This is a genomic window from Nocardiopsis yanglingensis, from assembly GCF_045809185.1.
Taxonomy (GTDB): Bacteria; Pseudomonadota; Gammaproteobacteria; order Xanthomonadales; family Xanthomonadaceae; genus Stenotrophomonas; species Stenotrophomonas yanglingensis.
The window spans coordinates 28844-52996 of sequence record NZ_JBJNRH010000022.1 but is presented as its reverse complement, the minus strand read 5'-3'; the positions used below and the strand labels follow the sequence as shown (position 1 = coordinate 52996).

Sequence of the window (24153 nt, the reverse complement as noted above, 5' to 3'; positions counted from 1 at the left end):
CCCCCCAGCCAACCCACCCTCCCGGTCAACCCCGATAACGCTTCCTCGCCAACCATCGCGGAGGGGGCGGCGCCCGATGGCCGGTCTTTCACCCGAACCATGGCATGCTCGGCGCCAAGCCCACCCGGAACCTCCGCCATGCGCCTGTTCACCCGCGTCCTGCCCCTGATGCTGCTGGCCTCCCTGCTGTCCGGCTGCGGCTACAACGCCATCCAGCAGAAGGATGAAGCGGTCAAGGCCAGCTGGTCGGAGGTCATCAACCAGTACAAGCGCCGCGCCGACCTGGTGCCCAACCTTGTGCAGACCGTGAAGGGCTTTGCCAGCCAGGAAGAGCGCGTGCTGACCGAAGTCACCAACGCCCGTTCGCGGGTCGGCCAGATCAACGTCAACGCCGACGACGAAGCCTCGCTCAAGCAGTTCCAGCAGGCCCAGGGCGAACTTGGCAGCGCGCTGTCGCGGCTGCTGGTGGTCACCGAGAACTACCCGGAGCTGAAGTCCAACCAGAACTTCCGCGACCTGCAGGCGCAGCTGGAAGGTACCGAGAACCGGGTCACCGTCGCCCGTGGCCGTTACATCCAGCAGGTGCAGGACTACAACACCTACATCCGCTCGTTCCCGCAGGTGATCACCGCCAAGATCTTCGGCTACAAGACCAAGCCGAACTTCACGGTGGAAAACGAAGCGCAGATCTCCAACGCGCCGGCGGTCGATTTCGGCAACGCGCCGCAGCAGCAGCCGGCACCGCAGCCGGGCCACTGACCGATGCGCCTGGCCACTGTGCTGCTGGCCCTGCTGCTGTGGCTGCCGCTGGCCTCGCATGCGCAGCAGCTGGCGCCGATTCCGGCGCTGGATTCGCCGGTGGTCGACACCACCGGCACGCTGGATGCCGCGCAGAAGCAGGCGCTGGTGCAGCAGGCGATCGACCTGCAGCAGCGCAAGGGCAGCCAGCTGCAGGTGCTGGTGGTGCCGACCACCCAGCCGGAGGACATCGCGCAGTACACCACGCGGGTCTTCGACCAATGGCAGATCGGCCGCAAGGGCGTGGATGACGGCGTGCTGCTGGTGGTGGCCAAGGATGACCGGCGCGTGCGCATCGAGCCGGGCTATGGTCTTGAAGGCGCCATCCCCGATGCCATCGCCAACCGGGTCATCCAGGAATACCTGGTGCCGCGCTTCCGCAGTGACGACTACGCCGGCGGCATCACCGATGCCACGGCGGTGCTGGTCAAGCTGATCGACGGCGAAACGCTGCCGGCACCGGTCAGCGGCCATCGCGGGCGGGAACCCGGCGGTGGCGGCGATACCTGGTTCCTGGCGCTGTTCATCGGCGTGTTCGCCGGCAGCATCCTGCGCGGCGTGTTCTCGCGCGTGCCGCGACCGCTGCGCGGCCTGCTCGGCGGTGCGGGTGCGGCGCTGGCGGCGTTCCTGTTCACGTCCACGCTGCTGGCCAGTGGCCTGGCCGGCGTCGTAGGGCTGATCGTGGCCATGCTCTCCGGCCACCCGGGCCGCTTTGCTGGTGGCGGTGGTTGGGGCGGTGGCAGCTGGGGCGGTGGAGGCGGCTTCGGCGGGGGCGGTGGATTCGGCGGCGGCGGCGGCTGGGGCGGTGGTGGTGGCCGCTCCGGTGGCGGCGGTGCTTCGGGGGGCTGGTGATGATCCAACGACTGTGTCGTCATGTGTTTTCGCCGTCGGTACGGCGCGCGTTCCCGCCGGCCACGCTGCAGGCGATCACCGAGGCCATTGCGGCCGGTGAGCAGCGCCATGGCGGGCAGGTGATGTTCGCGGTGGAAGCGGACCTGCCGCTGGCCGCGCTGTGGCACAGGGTGACCCCGCGCCAGGCCGCCGAGCATGCCTTTGCGCGTCTGCGCACCTGGGATACCACCCACAACAACGGCGTACTGATCTACCTCCTGCTGGCTGACCACGCCATCGAGATCGTTGCCGACCGTGGCCTGCAGGGCCGGGTCAGCCCGGCACAGTGGCAGCGGGTCTGCACCCACCTGCGCGAGGGCCTGCGTGGTTCCCATCCGGTGGAAGCGCTGCAGGATGCCATCGACGAGGTCTCCAGCCTGATCGAAGGGCACTTTCCGGCCTCGACGCGGTCGAACGATGACGCGTTGCCGAACTCGCCGCAGCTCCTTGGTTGAGCCGGGGCGGCACTGGCCCGAGAATAGGCGTTCAACCGCAAGGCACCTTCCATGATCTATTTCCACGACATCGACCCCATCGCCCTCTCGCTGGGACCGATCAAGGTGCACTGGTACGGCATCATGTACCTGCTCGGCTTCACCGCAGCCTGGCTGCTGGGCCGCAAGCGCATCGCCGATGGGCGCCTGCCGGGCGTCGATGCGAACGGCTTCTCCGACCTGCTGTTCTACGCCATGCTCGGCGTGGTGCTGGGTGGACGCATCGGCTACATGCTGTTCTACGCGCTGGGCGATTTCCTGCACAACCCGCTGCTGCTGTTCAAGGTGTGGGATGGCGGCATGAGTTTCCACGGCGGTCTGTTGGGCGTGCTCGGTGCGTGCTGGTGGTGGTCGCGCAAGCACAAGCTGCATTTCTTCGACACCATGGATTTCATGGCGCCGCTGGTGCCGCTGGGCCTGGGCTTTGGCCGTATCGGCAACTTCATCGGTGCCGAGCTGTGGGGCAAGTACACCGACGGCAGCTGGGGCGTGGTGTTCCCGTCCGGCCTGCCGGCACCGCTGAACCAGCTCGACCACGCAACGCTGCAGGCGCAGTTCGCGACCGGTGCGCTGAATCAGTTCGCCCGCCATCCCTCCCAGCTGTATGAAGCGTTCCTGGAAGGCCTGGTGATGTTCGTGGTGCTGTGGACGGTGTCGGCCAAGCCGCGTCATCGCTATCTGGTGGGTGGCCTGTTCGCACTGATGTACGGCCTGTTCCGCTTCGCGGTGGAGTTCGTGCGCATGCCCGACAACGGCGTCTACGTGGCCTTCGACTGGCTGACCCGTGGCCAGATCCTCAGCCTGCCGCTGATTGCCTTCGGCCTGGTGCTGCTGGTGATGTCGCGCCGTGCGCCGGTACTGCAGCCGCAGCTGCCGGTGGCCGCGGAGGGCAAGGCATGAAGGCCTACCTGGACCTGCTGTCGCACGTGCTGGAACACGGTGCGGAGAAGAGCGATCGCACCGGTACCGGTACCCGCAGCGTGTTCGGCTGGCAGATGCGCTTCGACCTCAACGAAGGCTTCCCGCTGGTCACCACCAAGAAACTGCACCTGCGCTCGATCATCCACGAGCTGCTGTGGTTCCTGAAGGGCGATACCAACATCGGCTACCTGAAGGACCACCAGGTCCGCATCTGGGACGAGTGGGCCGACGAGAACGGCGACCTCGGCCCGGTCTACGGCAAGCAGTGGCGCAGCTGGGCCACCGCCGATGGCGGCGAGATCGACCAGATGCAGTGGCTGGTGGACGAGATCAAGCGCAATCCTGATTCGCGCCGGCTGGTGGTCAGCGCCTGGAACGTGGGCGAGCTTTCGCAGATGGCGCTGATGCCGTGCCACAACCTGTTCCAGTTCTACGTGGTGGACGGCAAGCTCAGCTGCCAGCTGTACCAGCGCAGCGGCGACATCTTCCTCGGCGTGCCGTTCAACATCGCCAGCTACGCGCTGCTGACCCACATGGTGGCGCAGGTCACCGGCCTGGGTGTGGGCGACTTCGTGCATACGCTGGGTGACGCGCATCTGTACTCGAACCACTTCGAGCAGGCTCGCGAGCAGCTGTCGCGTGAACCGCGCGCGCTGCCGAAGCTGTGGTTGAACCCGGAGGTGACCGACCTGTTCGGCTTCCAGTTCGACGACATCCGCATCGACGGCTACGACCCGCACCCCGCCATCAAGGCGCCGGTGGCGGTGTAAGCGCAATGAAGCTCTCGATGATCGTGGCGCTGGACCGCAACCGTGGCATCGGCCAGGGCAATGCCATGCCCTGGCACCTGCCGGATGATTTCAAGCACTTCAAGGCGCTCACCCTGGGCAAGCCGATCCTGATGGGGCGCAGGACGGCCGAATCGATCGGCCGCGTGCTGCCGGGGCGGACCAACCTGGTGCTGACCCGCAGCGGCCAGGTGCCGTTCGAGGGCATGCGCGCGGTGGCGTCGCTGGACGAGGCGAAGGCGATTGCCGCAGGCGAGGGCGCCAGCGAGCTGTGCATCATCGGCGGCGGCGAGATCTTCCACCAGCTGCTGGACCAGGCCAGTGACCTGTACCTGACCTGGGTGGATGCCGAAGTCCCGGCCGATACCCATTTCCCCGAAGTGGATGCGCAGGACTGGCAGGAAGTGAGCAGCGAGCCGCACCCGGCCGACGAACGCCACGCCTACGCATTCCGCTTCGTGCATTACGTGCGCCGCTGATCGCGGAAATACCAACGAAAACACCGACGGGGTAGAGTCGACTGTTAGTCGACTATCGCGCGCAGCGCGGGGTTTTCAGAGGGCGTCAGGAGCAGTCGACTAACAGTCGACTCTACCGGGACTGTCACTACGGCATCCGGTAATGCCCGATGATCGCGTGCTGGAACAGCAGGTTCTCTTCGCGGGTGCCGCGCGCGATGTTGTGCAGTACCAGCGGCGTGCCATCGGCCAGCTGCCGGTCGGAGACGATGCCCACGTGCAGCAGGCCGTTGCCGTTGAGCTTCCAGGCAACGATGTCGCCCGGCACGTAGTCGGCAGCGGAGGCGGTGATCGGTTGCTGCCAGCCCTGCCGTTCGAACCAGCGCATCAGGTTCGGTACACGCCGATGATCGATGTTGCGGTCCGGCCGTGACAGGCCCCAGATCGCCGGATAGGCACTGAAGTTGCCGCGCATGTCCTCATGCACGCGCGCCTGCAGGTCCAGGCCTTGGCTGCGCAGGGCGCGCACCACCACGTCGGTGCACACGCCGCGATCCAGTGGCACGTCGCCGCCGGGATAGGCCAGCACCTGGTAAGCAGGATCGTAACGGGTGGTGACGCCGATCTGCGCGCGCGCTGCGGCCACCAGTGGCGGCGAAGGGGCCTGCGGCTGCGATGGCGTGTGGCCGGCGTTTCCACCGCCGGTGGGGGCCGGGGCCGAAGTGGGCTGGCAGCCGCTGGTCAGGGCCAGCGTCAGCAGCAGCACCGTCCATGGTGCCCAGCCGCGCCGCGTCATGCCTGCGGCGGGGTGCTGTTGCTGTTGCCGCCACCCGTGCCACCGCCACCGCCACCACGGCGACGACGACGGCGCGGGCCACGGTTGCCCGGGTTGGCGGCAGCGGCGTTGCCACCGCCCTGTTCCTTGCCCTGCGCCGCAGCGGCGGGGCGCTCGTGCGCCGGTCGCGCCGGCGGGCGGGCGTTGGGCACCGGTGCGGGGACATCGCGGCCCGGCACCTGCACCACGCGCAGTTCATCGGTATCGAGCTGGATCGCGGTCAGCTTGCCGCCCCAGACCGCGCCGGTATCGATGGCGTGCACGCCCTGGGTGATGGTCAGGCCCAGCGCCGACCAGTGGCCGCAGACGACCTTGAGGTCACGCTCGACCCGGCCCGGCACTTCGAACCAGGGATACAGCCCCTGTTCCTGCGTGCCCGGCGTGCCCTTGTCCTCGATGCCGATGCGCCCCCGCGGGGTGCAGTAGCGCATGCGGGTGAGCACGTTGATGATCGCGCGCGAGCGGTCGTAGCCGGACAGGTTGGGCGCCCAGCTCGGCTTGTCGCCATACATGTTGCGGAACAGCTTGCGGTAGCCGGCGCCGTGCAGCTGCACTTCGACTTCGGCGGCATGCTTCTCGGCCATCTGCGTGGTCCACTTCGGCGCCAGGCCGGCATGCACCATCATCCAGCCCAGCTCACGGTCCACGTGCACCAGCTTCTGCAGGCGCAGCCAGTCCAGCAGTTCGTCGCGGTCCTCGGCCTGCACGATGCGCAGCAGGTCCGGGTTGACCTTGCGCTGTTCCTCTTCGGTGCGCGCACCGACGGCCAGCAGCGAAAGGTCATGGTTGCCCAGCACCACCACGCTGTGCTCGCGCAGCGAATGCACCAGCCGCAGCGTTTCCAGCGACTGGCCGCCACGGTTGACCAGGTCGCCACAGAACCACAGGGTGTCCTGCGCCGGGTCGAAACGGATCTTCTCCAGCAGTCGCTGGGTGACGTCATAGCAGCCCTGCAGGTCGCCGATCGCCCACACACTCATCGTTCGGCCTCCGTGTCAGTGCAGGGTACGCGGGATGGCCAGCACGAAAGGTGCGACCGGCGCGGCAAATTCGGTGCCGTCGTCGGCGACCATGTCGTAGTGGCCCTGCATGGTCCCGTGATCGGTCCCCAGCATGACACCGGACGTGTAATGGAAGTCTTCACCGGGACGCAGGCGTGGCTGCTCGCCGATCACCCCGTCGCCATCGACATGCTCGACACGGCCATTGGCATCGGTGATGCGCCAGTGGCGTGCGACCAGGCGCGCGGCAACACGCCCCTGGTTGTGGATGCGGATCGTGTAGGCGAACGCATAGCGCCCGTCTTCCGGCGCGGATTGATCGTCGAGGAAGCGCGGTGCGACTTCGACGGAGATGGCGTAAACGTCAGCGTCTTCCATACCGGCAGTGTAATCAGGAGGCATTGGCCAAAGCGATGAATTCGGCCACGTCCAGCTGTTCGGCGCGGGCATCGGGACGCACGCCGGCGGCAATGAACTGTTCGGCGGACACCACGTTGTTCAGGGCGTTGCGCAGGGTCTTGCGGCGCTGCCCGAAGGCGGCCTTGACCACCTCGGCGAATCGCTTGTGGTCGTTGATGTTGATCGTGGCCGGGTCACGCGGCACCAGCCGCACCACGGCCGAATCGACCTTCGGCGGCGGCCGGAACGCGCCCGGCGGCACCACGAACAGCGAGGTCACCTGGCAGTAGGCCTGCAGCATCACGCTGAGCCGGCCGTACACCTTGCTGCCGGGGCCGGCGGCCATGCGGTCGACCACTTCCTTCTGCAGCATGAAGTGCATGTCGCGGATGACCGCGGCATGCTCCAGCGCATGGAACAGGATCGGCGAGGAGATGTTGTAGGGCAGGTTGCCGACCAGGCGGATCGGCTGGCCGGCAGCCAGCTCGGTGAAGTCCACGCGCAGCACGTCGCGGTGGACGATGGTCAGCTCGCCCAGCGGCTCGGCGGCGGCGGTCAGCGGCGCGATCAGGTCGCGGTCGAACTCGATCACCGTGAGCTTCGGATGCACACGCAGCAGCGGCAGGGTGATCGCGCCCTGGCCGGGACCGATCTCGACCAAGCGGTCACCGTCTTTCGGGTTGACCGCCATCACGATCTTGTCGATGTAGTGGCGGTCGGCCAGGAAATGCTGGCCAAGCTGCTTCTTGGCCGGGGCGGTGAACACCGGGCCGGAGGGGGAATGCGGGGAATTCATGCGCTCAGTGTACGTTGCCGCGCAAGCTGCGCACACAGCGTCGTTGCCGCCTGCAGGCTGGAAGGATCGGCAATGCCGCGGCCGGCAAGGTCCAGTGCGGTGCCATGGTCCACCGCCACGCGCGGGTAGGGCAGGCCCAGGGTGAGGTTCACCGCCTGCTCGAAGCCCGAATACTTCAGCACCGGCAGGCCCTGGTCGTGATACATCGCCAGTACGGTGTCGAAGCCGGTCAGCTTGGCCGGCAGGAAGGCGGTATCGGCCGGCAGCGGCCCGATCAGGTCCATGCCCTCCGCGCGCAGGCGCTGCAGCAGTGGGATGACCAGGTCCAGTTCCTCGCGGCCCAGATGGCCGTCTTCACCGGCATGCGGGTTCAGGCCGAGCACGGCGATGCGTGGCGCGGGCAGACCGAACTCGCGGCGCAGCGCGGCGTGTACGGTGCGCAGGGTGTGTTCCAGGCCGGGCGCGGTGATTGCATCGGCCACCTCGCGCAGCGGCAGGTGGGTGGTGGCCAGGGCCACGCGCACGATGTGGTTGGCCAGCATCATCACCACCTTCACTCCGGCCTGGTCGGCCAGCAGTTCAGTGGTGCCGCTGTAGGCGATGCCGCCTTCGTTGATGACCGCCTTGTGCACCGGGCCGGTCACCACGCCGTGCAGTTCGCCGGACAGGCAGGCCTGGCCGGCGCCGAGCAGGGCACCGATGACCGCGCCGGCATTGGCCGGGTTGGCCTGGCCGAAGCGGCTGGGCGCGGCGTTGCGGACGGCACGCAGGCGCAGATCGCCGGGGACGCGTGCTTCGGCGTCCTCGGGCAGCAGTTGCAGAGGCAGGTTCAGCGCGGCAGCGGCCGCGCGCAGGGTGTCCGGATCGGCGAAGGCCAGCAGCCGGCAATCTTCACGCGGCTGCTGGACAAGGCGGATGCACAGCTCCGGGCCGATCCCGGCGGGCTCGCCCGGTACCAGAGCGAGCTCGGGGCGCATCGGTCAGGACTGCGGCGGGGTGGCGGTATTTTCCGCGCGGTCGCCGCTGCGGAAGCTGACGTAGGCTTCGCCACGCAGTTCCTGCAGGAAGCGGTTGTACTCGTCTTCCAGCTTGCGGCGGCCGATGGTCTCGCGGACCTGGGCACGCTGGTTGTCGTTGGTCACGTCGGTCTGGCGGGTGGCCACACGCTGCACGATGTGCCAACCGGCATCGGTACGGAACGGCTGGCTGACGCCACCATCCTGGATGCCGGAGACCTGCTGGCCGAACGCCGGACCGAACGCGTCGGCCGGGAACCAGCCCAGATCGCCGCCCTGGCCCTTGCTGTTGTTGTCCTCGGAGGACTCCTTGGCCACGGTCTCGAAGTCCGCGCCACCGGCGATGCGGGCACGCAGGGTATCGATCTTGGCCTTGGCGGCCGCGTCGGTCTGGTGATCGTCCACGCGCACCAGGATGTGGCGGCCGTGGTACTCGGTCACGGTGCTGGCGCCGGCAGCGGCACTGGCATCGCGCACGTCCACCAGCTTCAGCAGCTGGAAGCCGCTGGGGCCACGGATCGGGCCGACCACTTCACCGGGCTTCATCTTTTCCATCATCTGCGCGAACGCCTGCGGAATTTCATCCAGGCTGCGCCAGCCCAGATCGCCGCCTTCCAGCGCGTTGGGGCTGTCCGAATAGCGAACGGCGGCCGCGTTGAAGTCCAGCTCGCCCTTGTCCAGCAGCGCCTTCACGCCGTCGGCCTTCTTCTGGCCGGTGGCGATCTGGTCGGCATTGGAGCCGTCGGGCAGGGCGATCAGGATGTGCGCCAGGTGATACTGGTTGCCGACGGTAGCCTGCTGCTTCAGCGCGGCATCGACTTCGCCCTCGCTGACGCTGATGCGGCTCTGCGCGAAGCTCTGGCGCAGGCGCTGCACGGTGATTTCATCTCGCACCGAAGCGCGGAAATCATTGAAGTCGATGCCGTCATGGGCCAGGCGCTGGCGCAGGGCGTCCAGGGTCGAACCGTTCTGCTGGGCGATGGCATTCATCGCCTGGTTCAGCTCCTGGTCGCCGATACGGATGCCGCTGCCCTGGGCGCGGGCCACCTGCAGCTTGACCAGCACCAGGCGCTCAAGCACCTGGCGGCTGAGCACGTCTTCCGGCGGCAGCTGGTTTTCACGGCCGACGTACTGCGCCTTGATGTTGGCGATCGCACGCTGGAGCTCGCTCTGCAGGATCACGTCCTCATCGACGACGGCGGCGATGCGGTCAAGCGGCTGCGCCTCCTGGGCAAGCACCTGCAGGGGGGCAGACACGCTGGACACCGCCAGCAGTGAGGCGAGTAGAACGGGGAAGCGCTTGGTCATGGGATCAGATTCGGATCGTAGTCATCCCGGGTCGCCCCGGTGTTGCTGGGCGGCACCAGATAGAGGTCGTCGCGGTTATAGCCGAGGATAGCACGGCGCAGCGTGCGGTCCGTGTCCTGGCCGATGGAGCTCAGGCCCTTGAGGACGAACTCCAGCTGGATGGCGTTGTTCATCTCGCCTTCGCGGTTGCGCACGTAGCGCCGGGCGACAGCGCGCACGGCCAGGCAGCAGCTGTCCCACTGCACGCCAGCGATGATTTCCAGCGGTTCCTTGTCCTGCAGCGAGTAGTAATAGCGGCCGACCAGGCTCCAGCGCGCATTCAGCGGGTACAGGAACGACAGGTCGGCCTGCTCCAGCAGGGTGCGGTCATGCTTGTTGGCACCCGGCAGGGCACCGGCATTGATGCGGTAGCGGTAGCTCAGGTTGACCACGCCGTCGTTGGGCATCAGGTAACGGGCGCGGACGCTGGCCAGATCCTCGCGCTTGTACTTCGGGTCCCACTGGTAGGTGGCGCCCAAGGTCCAGCGGTCATTGATCATGTAGTTGCCGTCGGCGATCCAGGCCGACTTGCCCTTCTCCACCGGCGCGCCGCCGGGGGTGACGGTCACCCGCGACTCATCGAAGTACTGGATCTGGCCGATCGAGGCCGAGAAGCGTTCCTTGCCGGTGGTCTGGTCGATGAAGCGGGTACTCAGCGCCAGGGTCAGCTGGTTGGCGTCGTTCTGGCGGTCGGCACCGGTATAGCGCGAGTCGCGGAACAGCTGGCCCCAGCTGAAGGTGAAGTCGCGGGTATCGAAGATCGGCAGCTCGTCCTGGTTGCGGTACGGCGTGCGCAGGTAGAACAGGCGCGGTTCCAGGGTCTGCAGGAAGGACTTGCCGCGGATGCTGGTTTCGCGATCGAAGAACAGGCCGGCATCGATGCTGCCGATCGGCAGGCTGCGGCTGGGCGAGGTATTGCCGCGCAGCTGCTCGGGCGTGGCCGTGGTCGGGTCGATGCCCTGCGAGCGCAGGATCTGGGCCTGGATGCCGTTGACGCCGTCGACCAGGCCGCGGTCAAGCTGGTAGGCGGTGTAACGGTAGGCCAGGGTCGGGGTCACATACCAGGCTGCGCCGCTGATCGGGAACGATACATACGGCTTCACGTCCAGTCGCGAACCACCGCTGACACCAACGCCGGAGGTGAGCTGCTGGCCCGTCCGCGTGTACTGCAGATCCTCGCCGGTGCCGACGGCGTTCTTGAAGTTGATGTCGTCGTGGGTGAAGCGCACCGCTTCGGCGTAGATGCCCGTTTCCAGCCATGAACGGACCGGCTTGTCCCAGTTGAAGTACAGGCGCGGCTGACGGTTGTAGGGCAGGGCGCGCTCGTCAAGGGTGTAGTCGGTCAGCTGCCAGCGGTCGGCCATGATCCCGGCCGTCCAGTTCTGGCCGGTGCCATACAGGCCGATCGTGCTCTGCAGGTTCGAGGCGGTGACCCCGACCAGGCGGTTGGCGAAGTCCTCGACATAGCGCTCGTCGCTGACCCAGGCCAGGTTGGCACGGGCCTGCCAGTGGCTGTCCACGTTGTGGTAGCCGGTGAACATCACCCGGCCACGGTCACGGTCGCGCAGGCGGTCATTGGGCATGAAGGAGGTCAGCACCTCGCCGCGGCCGCCGTTGTAGAGGTAGCGGAACTCGTTGTCGAGCAGCAGGCCGCGCCGGCTCATGTAGCGCGGGGTCAGCGTATCGTCGTAGTTCGGCGCCAGATTGAAGTAGATCGGCTGCGCGTAGTCGAAGCCGTTGCGCCCGGACATGCCCAGCTGCGGGAACAGCAGGCCGGTCTTGCGGCGGTCATCGATCGGGAACTTGAAGTAGGGCGCCCACAGTACCGGCACCTTGCCGATGCGCAGTACCGCGTTGCGGGCCGTGCCGAAGCCTTCGTCGTTGTCCACTTCGATCTGCGGCGCCGACAGCTTCCACACCGGCTGCGACGGGTCGCAGGTGGTGTAGGTGGAGCGGTGCATCTGGCCGACCGCGCCCTGCAGGTCGACCGATTCGGCATCGCCGTTGCCCCGGCGCGACACCAGCTGGTACTTGATGTCGGAGATCTTGTGGGTGTCGCTTTCCTGGTTGCCTTCGGCACGCTTGGCGACCATCCGGATCGACCCGTCCTGGTAGCGGACATTGCCGTCGGCGATGTAGTTGCCGGTCTCGGTGTCGAAGCTGAGCTTGTCGGTACCGACGAACTGGTCGCCCCGGCGCAGCGCCACGTTGCCCTCGTACTGCGGCACGGTGGTGGTGCCCAGCAGCTGGTCACCTTCGATGTCGGTCGGCTGGTTCTCGCGCGCGGCGGCGGCGCTGGCCTTGTCCTGGCCGGGAACCGGGGTGGGGGCATCGGTGAACGCGGGAATGACGTCGGTGGCCGGGCACAGGCCCCAGTTGAGCGGCTTTTCATCGGCCATCGCCGGCAGGCTGATGGCGATGCTCAGAGGCAGGGGAAGCAGGCGGAGGGCTCGGCGCACGCGGTTCGGATTCGGGCGAAAACGGACGGTAGCTTGCCCCATCCCTTGCATAGGGGCAATGAAGGGCGCCGGAGTCTGCCGGTTCGGGTTCATCCGGCGGCGGCGCTGGAAGCCGGTGACATCAGGGCCTGGACGTGGGCCACGCTGCACTCTGCAAGGGCCTGCAGGTCGTAGCCACCTTCCAGCATCGACACCACCCGGCCGGCCGCGTGACGACGCGCCAGCGCGTGCAGTTCACGGGTGATCCAGGCGAAATCGTCGGTCTCCAGCATCAGGTCGGCCTGCGGGTCGCGCAGGTGGGCGTCGAAGCCGGCCGAGATCAGCAGCAGCTGCGGGCGGAAGTCGTCGATGGCCGGCAGCATCTCGTCGGCCCACACGTTGCGGAAGCGGAACCCCCCACTGCCCGGTGGCAGCAGGATGTTCATCAGGTTGCCGGCACCGCGGTCACGGCGCAGGCCCGAGTTGGGGAACAGCCCGGCCTGGTGGGTGCTGTAGTAGGAGACCCGGGCATCGTGCTGGAAGATGTCCTGGGTGCCATTGCCATGGTGGACATCGAAATCGACCACCGCGATGCGCTCCAGCCCATGACGGTCACGGGCGTAGGCGGCGGCGATGGCGATGTTGTTGAGCAGGCAGAAGCCCATCGCGGTGCTGCTGGTGGCGTGGTGGCCGGGCGGCCGCACCGCGCAGAACGCCAGCGGGTCGTCGCCCAGCATCACGGCGTCTACCGCCGCCACGCCGGCGCCGGCGGCATGCACGGCGGCACTGGCCGAACCGGGCGAGGTCCAGGTGTCCATGTCCAGCTGGCGCAGCGGCGCGGTCTGCGGCTGCAGCACGAAGTCGAGCAGGGCGCTGTCGTGGACCCGGGTCAGTTCGCCGAACTTGGCAGGCGGCGCTTCGCGCCAGTCCAGCTGGCCGGGGAAGGCGGCGTGCAGCGCGTCCAGCACCTGCTGCAGGCGTTGCGGGCACTCGGGATGGCCGGGACCGGGGTCATGCAGCAGGCAGGACGGGTGGGTATAGACCAGCATCGTGCCGACTCAGCGCTGGCGCTGCTGTGGCTGCCACAGCGCTTCGCCCTGGCCATCGGCGCGGGCCAGTACCCGGGCCAGCACGAACAACAGGTCCGACAGCCGGTTGAGGTACTGCAGCGCCTCGCTGCGCACGGCCTCATGGCGGGCCAGGGTGACCGTCTCGCGCTCGGCGCGGCGGACGATGGTGCGGGCCAGGTGGCAGCGTGCGGCGGCCTCGCCACCGGCCGGCAGGATGAATTCCTTCAACATCGGCAGGCTGGCGTTGTAGTGGTCCAGCTGCTGTTCCAGTGCCGAGACATCGGCGGCGTGGATCGCGGCGTGGCCGGGGATGCACAGTTCGGCGCCCAGGTCGAACAACTGGTGCTGCAGATGCACCACCAGCGCGCGCACATCCTCGGGCAGGGGCGCGGCCAGCAGCAGGCCGAGCGCGGCATTGGCCTCGTCGACGGTACCGAAGGACGCCACGCGGGCATCATCCTTGGCCACGCGCTGGCCGTCGCCAAGGCCGGTACTGCCGTCGTCGCCGGTGCGGGTGTAGATGCGCGAGAGGCGATGACCCATGGCGTGGCTCAGTGCCGGATGTCGCGGCGGGCCTGCTGGAGCTTCAGCACCTGCTCCACGGCCAGCTGCAGGGCGGCGGCCAGCGCCACATAGATCGCCGTGGTGCGCAGGTAGGGCCCGAACCACTGCGCGTAGTTCTGTGCCCAGCCGGCCAGGGTCGGCTCGGCCACGTTGCGGCTGGTCCAGTAGAAGCCGCCCTGTGCCAGCAGGTGGCAGACCGCCACCGAGGCCACCAGCAGCAGCGCGCCCTTGGCCAGTACCGGCCAGCGTGCGCTCTGGTAGTTGCGGCCCAGCAGCATGCCGCCGGCCCACAAGGAGAAGTAGGCCGGCAGCAGCAGCCAGTAGCCCGGGGAGACACAGTAGTGCTGCCAGAAATCCAGGCCGCTGCTGCGGATCACGATCCAGTCCACCAGTACGGCAAATACCATCAGCAGCGGGAACGCCCAGCGGGTCCAGCGTGCCAGGTAGAAGCCCCCGATGAAGAACACGGCCCAGGAGGCATCGGGGATCGCCGCGAAGTGATTGACCCGGGTCGCCGCCAGCAGCAGTACGAGTACGGACAGGACGAAGGCGCGGTTGGCGGTGTCGGACATGGTGGGGGCCCGGAGCGGATTCAGGTTTCATTCTAGCCCGCCGCGCAGGTTGGCGCAGGCACTCCCCCGTTCGGCGTACAGTCGGGGCGAGCGCGTATCATGAACACATGAGTGAACGACATGACGTGCTGATTGTCGGTGGTGGCCTGGTCGGTGCCAGCCTGGCCATTGCCCTGGACCGCCTGGGCCGCGATGTGGGCCTGCTCGAGGCCAGCCCGGCCGGCGAGCTGCCTGCGGTGTTCGACCAGCGCAATCTCAGTTTCGCCGCTGCCACCGTCAATGCGCTGACCGCGCTGGGGGTGATGCAGAAGCTGGCGATGGCCCCGGGCCCGATCCGGCGCATCCACGTCAGCCGTGCCGGCGATTTCGGCCGTGTGCAGCTGGAAGCAGCCGATTACGACCGGCCGTGGTTCGGCCAGGTGGTGGTCGCCCGCGACTTCGGCCAGGCGCTGGAAGCGCGCCTGCAGGAGCTGCCACGCCTGCGCCGTTACCGGCCGATGCGGTTCCTGGGCCTGGGCGAGGTGGTCGATGGCTACCGCCAGGTGCGGGTGGCTGACGAGGCCGGCGAACGCGTGCTGCTGGCACGGCTGGTGGTCGGGGCCGATGGCACCACCAGCGGCGTGCGTGGCGCGCTGGGCATCGAGGTCGACCGCCATGATTTCCAGCAGACCCTGTTCGTGTCCCGCGTGCGCAGCCAGCGCGCGCCGGATGGCACCGCCTGGGAGCGGTTCACCGATACCGGCCCGACTGCCCTGCTGCCGCGTGGCGATCGTCACTTCGGCACCGTGCACGGCGTAGCGCGCGACCAGGCCGATGCGGTGATGGCGCTGGACGATGCGGCCTGGCTGCAACGCCTGCAGAACGCGATCGGCTGGCGTGCCGGCCGCCTGCTCGAGTCCGGCCCGCGCAGCGCCTATCCGCTCATCCAGGTGCTGGCACGCGCGCTGGCCGGTGAACGCACGGTGCTGCTGGGCAATGCCGCGCAGACCATCCATCCATTGGGTGCACAGGGCTTCAACCTGGGCCTGCGCGATGCGCTGACCCTGGCCGAGCTGCTGGAGGATGCGCATGAGGATGCCGGTAGCGATGCACTGCTGCAGGCCTACGTCGCGCGCCGCGAGGAAGACCGCCGGCAGACGGTGGCGTTCTCCGGTGGCCTGGCACGCCTGACCAGCAATCCGGCACCGCTGATGCGGCCGCTGCGCAGCCTCGGTCTGGTGGCCGCACAACGCGCCTCGGTGCAGTCGTTGCTGGTCGGTGGTGCGATGGGCTTCCGTGGTGAAGTGCCGCGCCTGTGCCGTGGAGAAGCCGCATGAGCCGGCGCACGCGCCTGGACGTGGCCATTGTCGGCGGCGGCGTGGTCGGTGCCGCCTGTGCGCTGGCGCTGGCCGATGCCGGCCTGTCGGTAGCGCTGGTGGAAGGCCGTGAACCGGCACCGTGGCAGGCCGCACAGCCGGACCTGCGCGTGTTCGCCTTCGCCGCTGACAACGTACAACTGTTGAACCGCCTGGGCGTGTGGCCGGCCATCGCGCAGGCCCGCGCGTGGCCCTACCGGCGCATGCAGGTGTGGGATGCGGCCGGTGGCGAGGATCTGCTGTTCGACGCCGATCGCTTCGGCCGTCGTGAACTGGGCTACATCGTCGAGAACGGCCTGCTGCAGGATCGCCTGTGGTCGGCGCTGCCGGCGGCAGGCGTACAGCTGCATTGCCCGGCACGGGTGGAAGCGCTGGAGCAGGACGAGGACGGCGTGCGCCTGCGCCTTGACGACGGTCGTCGCCTGGAAGCGGCGTTGGCGGTGGCCGCCGACGGTGCCGAGTCGACCCTGCGCCAACTGGCCGGGATCGAGGTTGAAAAGCATGACTACCACCAGCGTGGCGTGGTGGCCTACGTGGACAGCGATCTTCCCAACCAGGCCACGGCCTGGCAACGCTTCCTGCCGACCGGACCGCTGGCGTTGCTGCCGGTGGCCGAGCGCCGCAGTTCGATCGTCTGGACCCTGCCCGAGGATGAAGCGGCTCGCGTGCTGGCGTTGGACGAAGAAGCGTTCAACCGCGAACTGACCCGTGCCTTCGCTGCGCGCCTGGGTGAGCTGCGATTGGCGTCACCGCGTGCGGCCTTCCCGCTGCGTCGCCAGCTGGCACGTCACTACGTGGCCGGCCGTGTGCTGGCATTGGGTGATGCCGCGCATGTGGTGCATCCGCTGGCCGGGCAGGGCGTGAACCTGGGCCTGCGCGATGTCGCCGCCCTGCAGCAGTGGCTGGCGCCGTCGGCCGAGCGCCGTGGCCAGCCGCGGCTGTCGCCACAGCGCCTGCAGCGCTGGGCACGTGAACGGCGCAGTGACAACCAGATCGCCGCCTACAGTTTCGATGCGATCAATCGCCTGTTCTCCAACGACGAGATGCACCTGACTTTGGCCCGTGGACGCGCGCTGGGCTGCGTCGGCAAATGGCCGCCGCTGGTGCAGGCGTTCTGGAAGCGCGCCGCCGGCGTCTGACCAGAATACAGGTCGCTCTGGCAGGTGCCAACGTCGCTCTGGTAGGTGCCAACCTTGGTTGGCACGCCTCCGACATTGTGCCAACCAAGGTTGGCACCTACCAGAAGCGGGCTCCGCTACCGCCGTTGATCCAGTAGATCCACGCCATGCGTGGATGAAGATCGCGCCGGTGGATCAATCGATCAGCCAACCAGCCAGGTCGGCACGGTCCAACTTGCCGCGACGCTTCACGTCCAACGCATTGAACTCATCGGCCAGTGCCGGATTGGCCTGCGCTTCCTCGCGGCTGATGAAACCATCGCCGTTCACATCCAGCGCGGCGAAGTGGATGCGGTACTGGCCGACCACGCTGCTCGGTTCCAGCGAGCGAACGGTGACGTGTGCTTCGCCGGCGGGCTGCGGAATCTCGACGCTGCCGCTGACCCGGCCGGCATCGAGCGGCTGCTGGCGGATCGCGCCGCCGGTCGGGCCCAGCGGCTGGCTCTGTGCAGGCGTGTGCGGCAGCTGCTGGGCAATGGCCGGTGCGGCTGCCAGCACGGTGATCAGCATGGCGAGCGGGTGGTATCGCATGGTTCCCTTCCTCGGTAGCGCCGGGCTCATGCCCGGCGGGCGTGTTCCTCAGCGCAGCGGCGAGGCCAGTACCGTGATCTCCTCACGGTCGTGATAGAGCTGCTTGGCGCGTACCACCAGCGGCTTGCCGGCCTGGTCCTGGAACAGGTCCAGGCACAAGCGGGTTTCGTCCCAGCGCTTCTTCATCGGCAGCTTCAGGTTGAAGATGGCGTGCCTGCACCAGCCTTCGCGGAACCAGGTGGCCATGCGTTCGGCCACGCGGCGCGGCTGCTCGACCATGTCGCAGACCATCCAGTCCAGCGGCTGTTCCGGGTGCCAGTGGAAGCCATCGGCGCGCAGGTGCTCGACCAGGCCGGTGTCCAGCACGTGCTGGCGCAACGGGCCGTTGTCGATGCTCAGCACGTGCATGTGCTGGCGGGTCAGTACCCAGGTCCAGCCGCCCGGTGCGGCGCCGAGGTCGGCCGCGCGCATGCCCGGCCTGGCCAGCGTCTCGCGCTCTTCCGGGGTCAGCAGGGTCAGCAGCGCTTCGTCCAGCTTCAGCGCCGAACGCGACGGCGCTTCCGGCAGCAGCTTCAGGCGCGGGATGCCCAGTGCCCACGGTGCGCTGTCGGCCGGGTCGGCCACGCAGACGAAGGCGTGGGTGCCGTCGACAAACACCACGTGCAGGCGCGGCAGGCGATTATTCGGCTTGTCGCTGAGCTTTCCGGCCTTGCGCAGCGCCGGGCGCAGTGCATTGCCGAAGGCACGGGCCAGCCCGGACAGCGGCTTGCCGGCGTCCGAATCGGGATGTTCCACCCACAGGTCGCCGAAGCGCGGCGCATCGGCCAGCACCTCCAGCATCGGGGTGATCCGGTCGGCCGGATCGAGCTGCGGCAGCTCGGCCAGCACCACCAGCTTCTGCCGCGCGAAGATCAGTTCGCGCCAGCGCAGGCGCGGCGCCAGTGCCGCGGCTTCGTCGCACATGAAAAGCACATAGCCATCATTGCGCTGGGTGCGCGCATAACCGGCGAAACCGGCTTCACCTGCGCGGAACTGCAGTTCGCCGGCCAGCTCGGGCTCGAAGCCCTGCCGGCACAGGCACAGCAGGCCGATGCCGGTCTCAGTAACGGGCGCCATCGCTTTCCCCATAGGCACGCAGCACGCTGCGCGCGGCGTCGCGGTTCAGGCCCTGCACCACTTCGATGCCGCGCTTGTTGAGTTCGCCCACCCAGTCGGCCGGCAGCGGACCTTCATCGAACGGGGTCAGCTCTTCGACGTCAGCCGAGTTGGCACCGATCAGCAGGCGGTCGATGCCGGCCCACACGGTGGCGCCGTAGCACTGGCAGCACGGCTGCGAACTGGTGGCCAGGGTGACCGGCGACAGCACCGCGTTCAGGCGCGGGGTCTGCAGGCGCTGCTGGGCCAGCATGTAGGCCATGTTCTCGGCGTGCGCCAGCGAGGTCGCGTGCGGCATCACCCGGTTCACGCCGGCGGCGATGACCTTGTCATCCGGGCCGAACACCACCGCGCCGAACGGGCCGCCACTGGCGTGCTCGACGTTCAGCCGCGACAGCTCGATCGCCAGCGCGACCTTGGCCTCATCGCCCGGATATCGACGATCCAGGTCGATCTGGTCGTGGATCCAGGCGGGAAGGGTCAGGTGGACTTGCGCGTACAGCATCGCGGGGGTGCCTCGTAGTGGGATGGAAGAAAGTGCGGTTGCTTGGGAAACCGGCGCGCAGTGTAGCTGCACCGGCCTGTATCGGGTGTGGCGGCGGGTCAGCCCGGCGAGCCGGTGCGGATCACTACGTACTGCTTGCGGAATTCCAGCCCGGCCTGCGGCCAGCTGGCCGCGTAGGCGCGCAGCAGGGGCAGGGCGGCGGCAAAGTCGTGGCCGTTGACCCGGCAATCGGCCTCGCACAGGCCGTCGGCATCGCGCGAGGCGAACAGGCGGATGGCGAGGAACTGGCGGGCTTTCAGCAGCGCGTCGAAGGCCTCCATGCTGCGGGTGAACAGGCAGCACGGGCAGGAACCATGGTCGTCTTCGCTGCAGGTGGAGGCATCCACTTCCTGCGCGCGGTAATGGGCCAGCGGCCCCAGTACCACGGTACGTTCGTGCTCCTCCCCGTCGTCGCCAGCCGGATAGGTCAGGCCCATCATCGGCAGGCCCTGTGCATCTTCGGCGCCGATCGCGGTCTGCAGGGTCGCCAGGTCCACCCGCACCCAGGTCTGGAAGCCGGACAACAGCGATGCCTGCTCATCGGCACCGTTGGCGTGCTGGTACTCGAACAGGCCATCGGCAAACAGCAGCGGATGCTGGCTCTCGATGACGGTAGAGGTCTGCCAGCCGCCGTTGTCGCGCGCGTTCGCGGCCATCGCATGCGGGGTCAGGCGCAGGCCGCTGTCCAGCAGCAGTGCACCGTCATCGGCGCGGCTGGCGATGCCGGCGTCCTGCAGGACCTGCTGCAGCAGCGGGAGGAGGGCGGCGGAAGTCGTGGTCATGTCAGGCCTGTGGATGGATGGGGTGGAACATCCAGGCAGGGCCTGGGGATCTAGCGGTCGAGTGCGTCGAGTTCGGCGCGATATCGCTGCGCGTCGGGCTGCTGCTGCGGATCGTTGCCGTGGTCGCGCAGCCAGGTTTCCAGCTCGCGGCGATAGTCCGCGCGGAAATCGGCATTGCCCGGGCTGAAGTGCAGCTTGCGCGCCGCCACTTCCACGCGCTCGCGCGCGCTGGCACGGGCCTGGGCGATGCCGTGCGGGGATTCGTTGGTGAGGATGACGAAGTTGCGCGGGAAACCAGGTGTGTACTTCACCACGAACGGCTGGTCGGGCGCAGGGATGCGGATCGCGTTCTCCAGCGGCCACAGCGAGGCGGTGTTGGTGTGGAACACCACCTCCACGTCGCGGCCCTCGGCGGTGCGCAGCACCCCTTCGTAGCGCCAGATGTACTGCTCGTTCATCGTCGAGCTGGTGCGCTCGGACTTCACGATCACTGCTTCACCAGGCTCGCCCACCACGTTGAGGAAGGCGGCGTTGAGGAAGTGACCGAGGAAGATATTGAGCATCGCCAGCGGGAACACCACGATGGCGTAGCCCGGAAAGCGCCGCCACCACGAGACCAGCCCGGCCAGCACCATCGCCGAAAAGAACGTCAGCAGCGGATGCTGCGAGATGAACCAGAGCAGGACGGACAGGGCGGTAATCATCGTCGGGGCGTGCGGGCGCCATGCTGGCGCCCGCGCAGTTCCTCAGGCCGACCAGGTGTCGCGCAGGGTCACGCTGCGGTTGAACACCGGCTTGGCCTCGGTGTGGTCGCGGCGGTCGGCCACGAAGTAGCCGGTGCGTTCGAACTGGAACGACTGCTCCGGCGCAGCGCTGGCCGCGGCCGGCTCGACATAGCCGGTGACAGTGCGGCGCGATTCCGGGTTGAGGTAATCACGGTAGGTCTTGCCTTCCGATTCGTCGTCCGGGTTCGGCACCGAGAACAGGCGGTCGTACAGGCGGATCTCGGCCGGCACGCCATGCACGGCGCTGACCCAGTGGATGGTGCCCTTGACCTTGCGGTTGGCGCCTTCCATGCCCGGACGCGATTCCGGATCCAGCCAGCCACGCAGCTCGGTGATGGTGCCGTCGGCATCCTTGATCACTTCATCGCAGCGGATGATGCCGGCGCCGCGCAGGCGCACTTCGCCACCCGGCACCAGGCGCTTCCAGCCCTTCGGCGGCACTTCGGCGAAGTCCTCGCGGTCGATCCACACTTCGCGTGCGAACGGCACTTCGCGGCTGCCGAAGCTCTCGTCCTTCGGGTGGTTGCTGAAGGTCAGCTGCTCTTCATGGCCTTCCGGCAGGTTGGTCAGCACCAGCTTGACCGGGTCGACCACCGCCATGCGGCGCGGCGCGGCGCTGTCCAGGTCTTCGCGCAGCGCGCCTTCCAGCACGCTGAAGTCGATCAGTGAATTCTGCTTGCTGATGCCCACGCGCTCGGCGAACAGGCGCATCGCGGCCGGGGTGTAGCCACGGCGGCGCAGGCCCTGCAGGGTCGGCATGCGCGGGTCTTCCCAGCCGTCCACCAGCTGTTCGGTGACCAGCGCCATCAGCTTGCGCTTGCTCATCACCGTGTAGTTGATGTTCAGGCGCGAGAACTCGATCTGGCGCGGCTTGGCCGCTTCGCGCGGCAGGCCGGCGTCGACCAGCGGCTGGGTCAGCGCGTCGTCGTGGGCGAAATCGACGTTGTCCACGCACCAGTCGTACAGCGGACGATGGTCTTCGAATTCCAGCGTACACAGCGAGTGGGTGATGCCTTCGATGGAATCGCCCAGCGCATGCGCGAAGTCGTACATCGGGTAGATCGGCCACGCGTTGCCGGTGTTCTGGTGCTCGACGTGCTTGATGCGGTACAGCGCCGGATCGCGCAGGTTGATGTTGCCGCTGGCCATGTCGATCTTCGCGCGCAGGGTACGCGCGCCATCCGGGAATTCACCGGCGCGCATGCGGCGGAACAGGTCGAGGTTTTCCTCGACGCTGCGGTCGCGCCACGGCGACGGGCGGCCCGGCTCGGTCAGGGTGCCGCGGTAGGCGCGCACTTCCTCGGCCGACAGGTCGCAGACATAGGCCTTGCCCTGTTCGATCAGCTTCTCGGCGGCCAGGTAATAGGTCTGGAAGTAATCCGAAGCGTGGCGCAGCTCGTTCCAGCTGAAGCCCAGCCAGCGCACGTCGTCCTGGATCGCGGCCACGTATTCCGGATCTTCCTTGGCCGGGTTGGTGTCGTCGAAGCGCAGGTTGCAGACGCCGCTGAACTCGCCGGCGATGCCGAAGTTCAGGCAGATCGACTTGGCATGGCCGATGTGCAGGTAGCCGTTGGGCTCTGGCGGGAAGCGGGTCTTGATCGCCTGGTGCTTTCCGCTGGCCAGGTCCTCGCGCACGATCTGGCGGATGAAATCGCGCTTTTCGTGGCTGTCGGCGGGGGTCTCGGGGCTGGCGGGGGTGTGCTCGGACATGAGTCGGCGAAAAGAAAGGCAGAAAGACCAACAGTCTAGCGCGTAAGGGGCAGGGCTGCCCGGTGGGGTGTGGGGATGCCGGCCAGCGGCCGGCGGAATGTGGATCGACGTACAGATGGGTAGTGCCGGCCGCTGGCCGGCAGAACGGTCATGCGCCGTCACCACCACCATTCAGCCCCCGGGCGTATGCTGGAATCCTGTCCCACGGAGCTGCCGCATGCACATCGTGTACAAGGCCGACAACCTGTTCGACGCCCATCTGGTCAAGCACGCGCTGGAGGATGCCGGCATCCCGGCCTTCGTGTTCGGCGAGTCGTTGCTGGGCGGCATGGGCGAGTTGCCGCTGTTTGGTGTGCTGCGGGTGGGCATCCCTGATGCGGCACGGCCGCAGGCCGAGGACATCGTGGCGGCGCTGGACTTGGGCCACGTGCCGGACGCCCCCATTTCCGATGCAGACGACATAGCCGGCCTTCCGGCGTAGGAGCGCATCATGTTGGGAATTGGCCAGGGCATCCTCGGCATCGGCGCCTTCAAGCAGCGCCTGCCGCGCCCGGAAGAAGCACTGCCGGGGCGTGACCAACCGCTGCCGCTGCACAGCAACCAGCACTTCGTGAACAGCCATCCGCTGAAGGACCGTTTCGCCGGCCTGCAGCAAATCCGATTCGCGCTGGGCTGCTTCTGGGGCGCCGAGCGCAAGTTCTGGACCGAACCGGGCGTGTACAGCACCTCGGTCGGCTATGCCGGCGGCATCACCCCGAACCCGACCTATGAAGAGGTCTGCTCGGGGCTGACCGGCCACACCGAAGTGGTGCAGGTGGTGTTCGACCCGGCGGTGGTGAGCCTGGAGCGGCTGCTGCAGCTGTTCTGGGAAAGCCACGACCCGACCCAGGGTATGCGCCAGGGCAACGACACCGGCACCCAGTACCGTTCGGCGATCCACGCCACCGACGAGGCGCAGTACGCCGCTGCGCTGGCCAGCCGCGAGGCCTACCAGGCCCAGCTGGATGCGGCTGGCTACGGGCCGATCACCACCGAGATCGTGTACCCGGCACCGGCGTACTACTACGCCGAGGACTATCACCAGCAGTATCTGGCGAAGAACCCGAACGGCTATTGCGGCATCGGCGGCACCGGCGTGAGCTGCCCGATCGGGCTGGATGTGGAGGCGCCGCGCTGACGCGCGGTGGTCCGCCTGCGGCGGGCAACATCAACGTCAACGGCCAAAGCGGCTCTGGGTTGCTGATGGTTTGGCGGGACGGGTACAGATGGCGGGACACGCCGTAAACCCGTCCATGGGGGCTCGGCCACGGCATCCATGCCGTGGACGGTCCCGCCATCTGCACCCGTCCCGCCTCCGATCATTTCCCGGTGACGGTGGGCAAGAGCATTTGTGTACTGACGAACTGATGGAAAACAAAAAGGACGCGGCCTTCGCCGCGTCCTTTTTGTTTGATCCTGCAGTGCTTTCTGTAGAGCGGAAGGCAGCGGCAGGAGCCGCTGCCAACGTCGCTTGCGACGGCCCGGAGGGTGCCGGTCAGGACGACCGGCATAGCCATGCTCCGCTCCAAGCAAGCGAAGCGCGCGACCCGCTTTGCTCTTCTTTCTTTCATCCGTGGCGGGCAGCCACCGGAAACTGTCAGAGGGCGGGGGGGGGGGGGGGGGGGGGGGGGGGGGCCCCCCGGGGGGGGGGGGGGCCCCCCCCGCGGCCGGTGAGGGCGGGCGCCC

Annotated in this window: 27 protein-coding genes; 10 read left to right on the top strand and 17 right to left on the bottom strand. The window is 67.9% G+C overall.

Annotated features, from left to right (window positions below; all coding sequences use genetic code 11):
* Nucleotides 1–138: 138 nt before the first annotated feature.
* Genes ACJ7C5_RS20110 through ACJ7C5_RS20085 form a run of 6 tightly spaced genes read left to right on the top strand, consistent with a single transcriptional unit; the run spans nt 139 to nt 4371 of the window.
* Nucleotides 139–759, top strand: coding sequence for a LemA family protein (locus ACJ7C5_RS20110; protein WP_043398066.1), 621 nt, complete (start codon nt 139–141; stop codon nt 757–759).
* 3 nt (nt 760–762) lie between these two features.
* Nucleotides 763–1650 (top strand): TPM domain-containing protein, encoded by an 888-nt coding sequence (locus ACJ7C5_RS20105; protein ID WP_412704890.1) that lies wholly within the window; start codon nt 763–765, stop codon nt 1648–1650.
* Nucleotides 1650–2144 carry a TPM domain-containing protein gene (locus ACJ7C5_RS20100; protein WP_060380614.1) on the top strand — a complete coding sequence of 165 codons (495 nt, stop codon included), beginning with the start codon at nt 1650–1652 and terminating at the stop codon, nt 2142–2144. The genes ACJ7C5_RS20105 and ACJ7C5_RS20100 overlap by 1 nt, the downstream gene beginning before the upstream one ends.
* Nucleotides 2145–2195: 51 nt before the next feature.
* Entirely contained in the window at nt 2196–3083 is an 888-nt protein-coding gene (gene lgt, locus ACJ7C5_RS20095; RefSeq protein WP_088024400.1) for a prolipoprotein diacylglyceryl transferase, read from the top strand.
* Entirely contained in the window at nt 3080–3874 is a 795-nt protein-coding gene (locus tag ACJ7C5_RS20090) for a thymidylate synthase (RefSeq protein ID WP_412704889.1), read from the top strand. Before lgt ends, ACJ7C5_RS20090 begins: the two co-directional genes overlap by 4 nt.
* Before the next feature lie 5 nt (nt 3875–3879).
* Complete coding sequence (locus tag ACJ7C5_RS20085) at nt 3880–4371, top strand: dihydrofolate reductase (protein WP_412704888.1); 492 nt, start codon at nt 3880–3882, stop codon at nt 4369–4371.
* Nucleotides 4372–4498: 127 nt separating this feature from the next.
* Here ACJ7C5_RS20085 and ACJ7C5_RS20080 read toward each other — a convergent pair whose 3' ends face one another.
* The 10 genes from ACJ7C5_RS20080 to ACJ7C5_RS20035 all read right to left on the bottom strand — a co-directional run bounded on the left by ACJ7C5_RS20080 (nt 4499) and on the right by ACJ7C5_RS20035 (nt 14388).
* A complete protein-coding gene (locus tag ACJ7C5_RS20080; protein ID WP_412704887.1) occupies nt 4499–5146 on the bottom strand; it encodes a DUF1287 domain-containing protein in 648 nt (215 codons plus the stop codon).
* Nucleotides 5143–6165, bottom strand: coding sequence for a symmetrical bis(5'-nucleosyl)-tetraphosphatase (locus tag ACJ7C5_RS20075; RefSeq protein ID WP_412704886.1), 1023 nt, complete (start codon nt 6163–6165; stop codon nt 5143–5145). The genes ACJ7C5_RS20080 and ACJ7C5_RS20075 overlap by 4 nt, the downstream gene beginning before the upstream one ends.
* A gap of 15 nt (nt 6166–6180) precedes the next feature.
* Complete coding sequence (gene apaG / locus ACJ7C5_RS20070; protein WP_005412297.1) at nt 6181–6564, bottom strand: Co2+/Mg2+ efflux protein ApaG; 384 nt, start codon at nt 6562–6564, stop codon at nt 6181–6183.
* Nucleotides 6565–6577: 13 nt separating this feature from the next.
* Complete coding sequence (gene rsmA / locus ACJ7C5_RS20065) at nt 6578–7381, bottom strand: 16S rRNA (adenine(1518)-N(6)/adenine(1519)-N(6))-dimethyltransferase RsmA (protein WP_088024412.1); 804 nt, start codon at nt 7379–7381, stop codon at nt 6578–6580.
* Complete coding sequence (pdxA, locus tag ACJ7C5_RS20060) at nt 7378–8358, bottom strand: 4-hydroxythreonine-4-phosphate dehydrogenase PdxA (RefSeq protein WP_097048728.1); 981 nt, start codon at nt 8356–8358, stop codon at nt 7378–7380. The genes rsmA and pdxA overlap by 4 nt, the downstream gene beginning before the upstream one ends.
* A 3-nt stretch (nt 8359–8361) precedes the next feature.
* Complete coding sequence (locus tag ACJ7C5_RS20055; protein ID WP_088024418.1) at nt 8362–9705, bottom strand: peptidylprolyl isomerase; 1344 nt, start codon at nt 9703–9705, stop codon at nt 8362–8364.
* On the bottom strand, nt 9702–12203 hold the full coding sequence (gene lptD, locus ACJ7C5_RS20050) for an LPS-assembly protein LptD (RefSeq protein ID WP_094000637.1): 2502 nt from the start codon (nt 12201–12203) through the stop codon (nt 9702–9704). Before lptD ends, ACJ7C5_RS20055 begins: the two co-directional genes overlap by 4 nt.
* A gap of 89 nt (nt 12204–12292) precedes the next feature.
* Entirely contained in the window at nt 12293–13231 is a 939-nt protein-coding gene (locus tag ACJ7C5_RS20045; protein WP_412704885.1) for a histone deacetylase family protein, read from the bottom strand.
* Between the two features lie 9 nt (nt 13232–13240).
* Nucleotides 13241–13795 carry a cob(I)yrinic acid a,c-diamide adenosyltransferase gene (locus ACJ7C5_RS20040; RefSeq protein WP_412704884.1) on the bottom strand — a complete coding sequence of 185 codons (555 nt, stop codon included), beginning with the start codon at nt 13793–13795 and terminating at the stop codon, nt 13241–13243.
* An 8-nt stretch (nt 13796–13803) separates the two neighbouring features.
* Nucleotides 13804–14388, bottom strand: a complete 585-nt coding sequence (locus tag ACJ7C5_RS20035; protein ID WP_088024424.1) for a hypothetical protein — start codon at nt 14386–14388, stop codon at nt 13804–13806.
* 107 nt (nt 14389–14495) lie between these two features.
* On the opposite strand from ACJ7C5_RS20035, the gene ubiH reads away from it, so the two are divergent.
* Together ubiH and ACJ7C5_RS20025 are read left to right on the top strand one after the other, a co-directional pair.
* Entirely contained in the window at nt 14496–15704 is a 1209-nt protein-coding gene (gene ubiH, locus ACJ7C5_RS20030) for a 2-octaprenyl-6-methoxyphenyl hydroxylase (protein ID WP_412704883.1), read from the top strand.
* A complete protein-coding gene (locus ACJ7C5_RS20025) occupies nt 15701–16882 on the top strand; it encodes a UbiH/UbiF family hydroxylase (RefSeq protein WP_094000380.1) in 1182 nt (393 codons plus the stop codon). The genes ubiH and ACJ7C5_RS20025 overlap by 4 nt, the downstream gene beginning before the upstream one ends.
* Nucleotides 16883–17056: 174 nt before the next feature.
* On the opposite strand, the gene ACJ7C5_RS20020 is transcribed toward ACJ7C5_RS20025, so the two are convergent.
* The 6 genes from ACJ7C5_RS20020 to ACJ7C5_RS19995 all read right to left on the bottom strand — a co-directional run bounded on the left by ACJ7C5_RS20020 (nt 17057) and on the right by ACJ7C5_RS19995 (nt 22428).
* A complete protein-coding gene (locus ACJ7C5_RS20020; RefSeq protein ID WP_088024432.1) occupies nt 17057–17452 on the bottom strand; it encodes an EF-hand domain-containing protein in 396 nt (131 codons plus the stop codon).
* A 48-nt stretch (nt 17453–17500) separates the two neighbouring features.
* Nucleotides 17501–18568 carry a 23S rRNA (cytidine(2498)-2'-O)-methyltransferase RlmM gene (gene rlmM / locus ACJ7C5_RS20015; RefSeq protein ID WP_097048732.1) on the bottom strand — a complete coding sequence of 356 codons (1068 nt, stop codon included), beginning with the start codon at nt 18566–18568 and terminating at the stop codon, nt 17501–17503.
* On the bottom strand, nt 18552–19112 hold the full coding sequence (locus ACJ7C5_RS20010) for a nucleoside deaminase (protein WP_004154307.1): 561 nt from the start codon (nt 19110–19112) through the stop codon (nt 18552–18554). Before ACJ7C5_RS20010 ends, rlmM begins: the two co-directional genes overlap by 17 nt.
* 98 nt (nt 19113–19210) lie before the next feature.
* Nucleotides 19211–19933, bottom strand: a complete 723-nt coding sequence (locus ACJ7C5_RS20005) for a DUF6348 family protein (protein ID WP_097048733.1) — start codon at nt 19931–19933, stop codon at nt 19211–19213.
* Between the two features lie 50 nt (nt 19934–19983).
* A complete protein-coding gene (locus ACJ7C5_RS20000) occupies nt 19984–20637 on the bottom strand; it encodes a hypothetical protein (protein WP_412704882.1) in 654 nt (217 codons plus the stop codon).
* 42 nt (nt 20638–20679) lie between these two features.
* Complete coding sequence (locus tag ACJ7C5_RS19995; protein ID WP_014036049.1) at nt 20680–22428, bottom strand: glutamine--tRNA ligase/YqeY domain fusion protein; 1749 nt, start codon at nt 22426–22428, stop codon at nt 20680–20682.
* Nucleotides 22429–22645: 217 nt separating this feature from the next.
* Between ACJ7C5_RS19995 and ACJ7C5_RS19990 the strand changes: the two genes are divergently transcribed.
* Together ACJ7C5_RS19990 and msrA are read left to right on the top strand one after the other, a co-directional pair.
* The gene (locus tag ACJ7C5_RS19990; RefSeq protein WP_088024449.1) at nt 22646–22909 is read left to right on the top strand and encodes a putative signal transducing protein; all 264 of its coding nucleotides are present in this window, start codon (nt 22646–22648) and stop codon (nt 22907–22909) included.
* A gap of 9 nt (nt 22910–22918) precedes the next feature.
* Nucleotides 22919–23605: a peptide-methionine (S)-S-oxide reductase MsrA gene (msrA, locus tag ACJ7C5_RS19985; RefSeq protein ID WP_004144802.1), complete on the top strand. Its 687-nt coding sequence runs from the start codon at nt 22919–22921 to the stop codon at nt 23603–23605.
* Nucleotides 23606–23786: 181 nt separating this feature from the next.
* Here msrA and ACJ7C5_RS19980 read toward each other — a convergent pair whose 3' ends face one another.
* Nucleotides 23787–23984: a hypothetical protein gene (locus ACJ7C5_RS19980; RefSeq protein ID WP_412704881.1), complete on the bottom strand. Its 198-nt coding sequence runs from the start codon at nt 23982–23984 to the stop codon at nt 23787–23789.
* Nucleotides 23985–24153 lie beyond the last annotated feature (169 nt).